4 protein-coding genes and 1 pseudogene are annotated in these 5,457 nt (G+C 64.9%); all 5 read left to right on the forward strand.

Annotated features, from left to right (window positions below):
* Window positions 1–87: 87 nt before the first annotated feature.
* Window positions 88–2,190: pseudogene (locus ACSSV4_RS22845) on the forward strand (strawberry notch C-terminal domain-containing protein); the annotation flags it as partial.
* Between the two features lie 3 nt (window positions 2,191–2,193).
* On the forward strand, window positions 2,194–3,225 hold the full coding sequence (locus ACSSV4_RS22850) for a DUF7146 domain-containing protein (protein ID WP_454277289.1): 1,032 nt from the start codon (window positions 2,194–2,196) through the stop codon (window positions 3,223–3,225).
* 361 nt (window positions 3,226–3,586) lie between these two features.
* Complete coding sequence (locus ACSSV4_RS22855; protein ID WP_454277290.1) at window positions 3,587–4,519, forward strand: DUF2493 domain-containing protein; 933 nt, start codon at window positions 3,587–3,589, stop codon at window positions 4,517–4,519.
* 89 nt (window positions 4,520–4,608) lie between these two features.
* Window positions 4,609–4,866 carry a WGR domain-containing protein gene (locus ACSSV4_RS22860; RefSeq protein ID WP_009819877.1) on the forward strand — a complete coding sequence of 86 codons (258 nt, stop codon included), beginning with the start codon at window positions 4,609–4,611 and terminating at the stop codon, window positions 4,864–4,866.
* A gap of 43 nt (window positions 4,867–4,909) precedes the next feature.
* On the forward strand, window positions 4,910–5,140 hold the full coding sequence (locus ACSSV4_RS22865) for a DUF6429 family protein (protein ID WP_454277291.1): 231 nt from the start codon (window positions 4,910–4,912) through the stop codon (window positions 5,138–5,140).
* Window positions 5,141–5,457: the final 317 nt, after the last annotated feature.

Raw genomic sequence — 5,457 nt, forward strand, 5'->3', positions numbered from 1 at the left:
CGCAGCAAAGGCCGCGCGGACATCCAGAAACCAAGGAAAACAAAGATGAACCTCGGATACCTTCGCATTATCGCGTCCTCGCGATTAGCCATCATCCATAACAACCTTGCGGCGGCGATGGAGGCTGCAAACATCACCGGAGATTCTGGCACACTGAACCGTCAGGCCAAGTCCGCCGCGCGCTCGGCTTTCGAGTCTGCCAAGCAGCGCTTCTTCGGCCATCTGCTCACCTCGATGAAAACCCCCACTCTGATTTCAAGCATCGACGCCGATCTTGCCGAAGGCCATGCGGCTGTCATCCAGATCGTCTCGACCGGTGAGGCGCTGATGGAGCGTCGCCTGTCGGAGATCCCGACCGAGGAGTGGAACGACATCCGCGTCGACATCACCCCGCGCGAGTACGTACTTGATTACCTCGCCCATTCCTTCCCGGTGCAGCTCTATGAGCCCTTCACCGATAGCGAAGGCAACCTCTCCTCGCGCCCGGTCACGCGCGATGGCCAGCCGGTGGAATGCCGCGAGGCGGTGCGCTGCCGCGATGCGCTGATCGAGCATCTGGCAAGCCTGCCGCCTGTGCCCGGGGCGCTCGACCAGATCGTCCAGCGCTTCGGCACCGATCTGGTGGCGGAAGTGACGGGCCGCTCGCGCCGCATCGTGCGCAAGGGCGAGGGTCATTTGGCGCGGCTCGTCGTCGAAAGCCGGGCGGGGTCTGCCAACCTCGCGGAAACCGCCGCCTTCATGGATGACCAGAAGCGCATCCTGATCTTCTCGGATGCGGGTGGCACGGGGCGCAGCTATCACGCCGATCTTGGGGCCTGGAACCAGCGCCTGCGGGTTCATTACCTTCTGGAACCCGGCTGGAAGGCAGACGCTGCCATCCAGGGCCTTGGGCGCACCAACCGCACCAATCAGGCGCAGCCGCCGCTGTTCCGGCCCGTCGCGACCGACGTAAAGGCGGAGAAGCGGTTCCTCTCGACCATCGCGCGTCGCCTCGACACGCTCGGGGCGATCACGCGCGGCCAGCGCCAGACCGGCGGGCAGGGTCTGTTCCGGCCGGAGGACAATCTGGAGTCCCCCTATGCCCGCGACGCCCTGCGTCAACTCTACCGCCGCATCTATCGAGGCGATGTTGCGGGCTGCTCGCTCGGGGCGTTTGAGGATGCGACCGGCCTCAGCCTGACTGATGACAACGGTCTGAAGGATGACCTGCCGCCGATCACGACCTTCCTCAATCGCCTGCTGGCGCTGACGATCGACATGCAGGCTGTGGTCTTCGCGGCCTTCGAGGAACTCCTCGACCAACGGATCGAGGGCGCCATCGCCGCCGGGGTCTACGACCTCGGGCTGGAGACGCTGCGCGCCGAAAGCTTCCGCGTCACGGATGCGCGGGTGATCTACACCCATCCCGGCTCCGGCGCGGAAACCCAGCTGCTGAGCATCGCGCAAAAGCAGCGAAATACTCCGCTGTCACTGGCGGATGCGCTAGACTGGCTCGACGACCCAAAGGCACGCCTGCTGGTCAACAGCCGCTCGGGCCGGTCTGCCGTGCAGGTGCCCGCGACCAGCCTGATGATGGACGACGGCACTATCGAGCCGCGCCTCAGGCTGATCCGGCCGATCGAGGCCAGCACCGTGCCTGCCAAGATCATGGAAGACACCCATTGGCTGGAAGCCGACCGCGCGGCCTTCACTGAAGCCTGGACGGCAGAACTGGCTGAAGTGCCGGAGTTCTCGGAAACCACCTTGCATATCGTGGCGGGCCTCTTGCTGCCGATCTGGAAGCAGCTCCCCCAAGATGAGACCCGCGTCTACCGGCTGCAGACCGATGACGGTCAGCGCATCATCGGTCGCCGCGTTTCGCCGTCGTGGGTCGCGACCACACTTGCCGCCGATGCGCCGAAGCTCACGGCGGCGCAGGTCCATGCCCTTGTTCTGGAGGGCAAGACGGTCGTGCGCTTGGCCGAAGGGATGGAGCTGCACCGGTCCCGCGTCATGGGGGTGAACCGGATCGAGCTGTCGGGCTTTTTGGGTGCCGCCAAGGACCGGCTCAAAGCGGATGGGTTCTTCTCGGAGATCATCGCCTGGAAGCTGCGGCTCTTCTGCCCAGCAGACTCGAGCGGCATCGCAGTGCTTGATCGTCTGCTTGCACGTTGTCCCGTGACAGGACTACATGCGCGTGGAGGGTGCTGAGCCATGTATTCCGAGACCGAAGATGTGATCCGCGCACTCGCGGAGAATGCAGAGAGCGTATGTCGCGCCTACCTTCCCGCCGGACGGCGGGAGGGGTCCTACTGGATCGTCGGCGATTTGCAGAACAACCCCGGCCGGTCGCTCTTCGTGCGGCTGACTGGACCCACATCAGGGCCGGGTGCTGCCGGCAAGTTTACCGATGGCGCCACGGGCGAGCATGGCGATCTTCTGGACATCATCCGCGAGCGGACTGGGATCTCCCGCTTTCCCGATCTTCTCACTGAGGCCCGAGCGCATCTGGGCCGTCCGCAGCTGGTCCTCCCGGATGCACCAGCGCCCAAGAAGGCCAAGGCCCCCGGCGGCACGCCGACGGCAGCGGCGCGATTGTTTGCAGCCTCGGTGCCGGTCGCAGGCACGCTTGCCGACACCTACCTCCGATCCCGTGGCCTCACCCAAGGTGGCATGATGAGCGCCCTTCGCTTCCACCCGAAGTGCTGGCATCGGGAGGAGGGCCAGACCCGGAGCCTCCCCAGACCGGCACTGCTCGCCGCGGTCACCGATGGGGCAGGGGCCGTGCAGGGCGTACATCGTACTTGGCTGGCACCTGACGGACAGGGGAAGGCGGCTGTCGAGACGCAGCGGCGTGCCATGGGTCACCTCCTCGGCAATGCCGTCAGGCTGACCCCACATGACGACATCCTCGTGGTCGGCGAAGGCATCGAGACCATGCTGTCCTTGGTCGAGGCGGTGCCCGGCATTTCCGTATGGGCGGCGCTGTCGTCGGGTCACCTTGGAGCGGTCCTGCTGCCAGAAGGTGTGCAGCGCCTCTACATCGCCATCGACCGCGATCCCGCGGGGCGCGCAGCGGCAGAGAGGTTGAGCGCCAGAGCAACCGAGGTCGGGATTGCCGTACGGTTGGTGGAGCCGCGTCTTGGGGATTTCAACGATGACCTTCGCGCAAACGGCAAGGAGGCGCTGCGCCAACATCTGGCAGGGCAGATCGGGCCAGAGGATTGGTATCGCCTGTCAGGCTGAGCAGCATCGCTCGGTGAGCAATCTGGGACAGCGGGGCGGGGATCACGGGTCCCTGTCATGGCTGTGGATCGTCGCTTTGCCTCTTCCGGGGCAATCTCATCCACCCGTCCCCCGCTCGGCCTTCAAGAGATGGGCAGGCGGCCGTCAAAGGGGCCGCCCCTTCAAGGACGGCGGGCGACTGATTTCCGCCGGCGGCAGAGCCGCCTTTGCATCGCGAAGCAAATCAGCCGCCCCCCGTCCTCCTCCACATGCGTTCCGGCCCCGAAAGGGGGTGAAGGAGCGTCCCCTCCCACGGCTTTCGCAGCCCATGAAGGCCGCGCGGGATGACGCGCGGACGAGATAGGCCCGGAGGCAAGAACCGATGACGATCCACACCCACGACGACGCGTATGAACCCGCCCATACCGCATCCCAGACCGCCCATGCGCTCGACGAGCTGCAGCTCTACGGCTACCGCCCCTTTGACGAGCCCGATCCGCGCCCGATGCCCGATGGGCAGCGCCTTGCGGTCGCCGTCGCCGACATCTTCGATGCCCTCGTCGCGACACTGGAAGACACCCGCATGGAGCCCGACCTCGAAGAGGTGCTCTGGGGCCAGGTCAACCTCTTTCACCGCGCCACGGCCCGGATCGAGCGGTCGCTCGACGAGAACGAGCAGGCGCAGCGCCGCCTCCAGCGTGAGCAGGACGGCTCCGAGGTGAAATCCACCGAGCTTGAGCGCCTGACAGCCGAAGGCCTGACCCTGATCGAACGGCGCAACTGCATGGACATGATGCGCGATCACGCAGCGACAGAGTTCGTCCATCACACGGGCTCAACCTGGCGCCCCCGCACCGGCTCGATGGTGAACCGCCAGCACATGACCGCAGCACTCATCGACAGCCGCGACTTCCTGGCCGCCAAGCGCCGCGCGGAAACCGAGGTGATGCTTCCCGCAGGCCCCAAGGTTGCCCTCACCGGCGGGACCGACTTCAACGATCACCGCCTGATCTGGGGCAAGCTCGATCAGGTCCGGACCAAGTATCCCGATATGGTCCTTCTGCACGGTGGCAGCCCGAAGGGCGCAGAACTCATCGCCGCCAAATGGGCCGAGGCCCGCGGCGTGACGCAGGTTGCCTTCAAGCCTGACTGGAGCAAGCACGCCAAGGCCGCGCCCTTCAAGCGCAACGACGCGATGCTGGACGTGCTGCCCGTGGGCGTCCTCGTCTTCCCGGGCACCGGCATCCAGGAGAACCTCGCCGACAAGGCCAAGAAGCTGGGCATCCCGGTTATGAAGTTCGAGAAGGGGGCGTAAGCCCCCTTTTTCCCCTTGCGGGGCAATCACGGTGGAAGCACGCGCTTGCACCTGATATTATGGCATAAACCCCGCGACCGGATTTCGACATGTTTGATAGCGTCAGCCAACTGGAGATCTTCCCCACCGAGCTGCAGATGCGGCGGGTCGATCCCGCGTGCAACATGCGTCGCTTCTACTGCATGAGTATCCAGCCTGACCTGTTTGGTGGCGCAAGCCTTGTGCGTGAATGGGGGCGGATCGGTGCGCGCGGGCAGATGATGATCGAGCAGCATCCCGATGAAGGGCGCGCCGTAACCGCGCTGATGAAACTCGCGCGCGCGAAACAGCGGCGGGGATATGCGTGACGCGCCAGCCGATACGGTACGAAACCAGCGCAAGGGGAGGCGGATGACACTCGACACGGACAAGATCGATGACGCAGCCCTCGCGATCCTCAGCCTGACGCTGCATGACGGTGATTGGGTCTGGAAGGGGGTCGATTGGCACATCACCAACCGGCTTTTCGAGAAAGGCCTGATCCATGATCCCAAAAACAAGGCGAAGTCGCTGAGCCTGACCCCAGAGGGGGTCGCGCATGCGCGGGAAATTCTCGCGCGGGAGTTCAGCAAGGCCGAGTGACGGGCGGCTTTGCGGGTGACCTTCCAGTCGTTCGCTGCATCTGCGTGCAATTTGCCCGCATCCGCAGCATCAGCAACGTGCACGGCGGAAAGCGGACGGTCAGCACTGAGGCGTCGTAGCCGCGCCAAACGGATTAAGCTGAGCTTTGGGGACACGACGGAAGTGGGTGGCCGTGATCAGCTGCTCAGTCAGATTTGGACCTGCGGACTTCAGATTATGAGCGTAAGCATGCGGCGAGCACCGCGGCTATGCGGCCTTGACGGAGCTTTCCGTTTTGTCTGCCGGCTTCCAGTTCCACGGGAGCAATTCGTGCAGGC

The sequence above is a fragment of the Roseovarius sp. MBR-154 genome (assembly GCF_053628595.1).

Bases quoted from the DNA above. Each gene is read 5' to 3' on its own strand.
- ACSSV4_RS22850 (WP_454277289.1), top strand. From the start codon at position 2,194: ATGTATTCCGAGACCGAAGATGTGATCCGCGCACTCGCGGAGAATGCA.
- ACSSV4_RS22855 (WP_454277290.1), top strand. From the start codon at position 3,587: ATGACGATCCACACCCACGACGACGCGTATGAACCCGCCCATACCGCA.
- ACSSV4_RS22860 (WP_009819877.1), top strand. From the start codon at position 4,609: ATGTTTGATAGCGTCAGCCAACTGGAGATCTTCCCCACCGAGCTGCAG.
- ACSSV4_RS22865 (WP_454277291.1), top strand. From the start codon at position 4,910: ATGACACTCGACACGGACAAGATCGATGACGCAGCCCTCGCGATCCTC.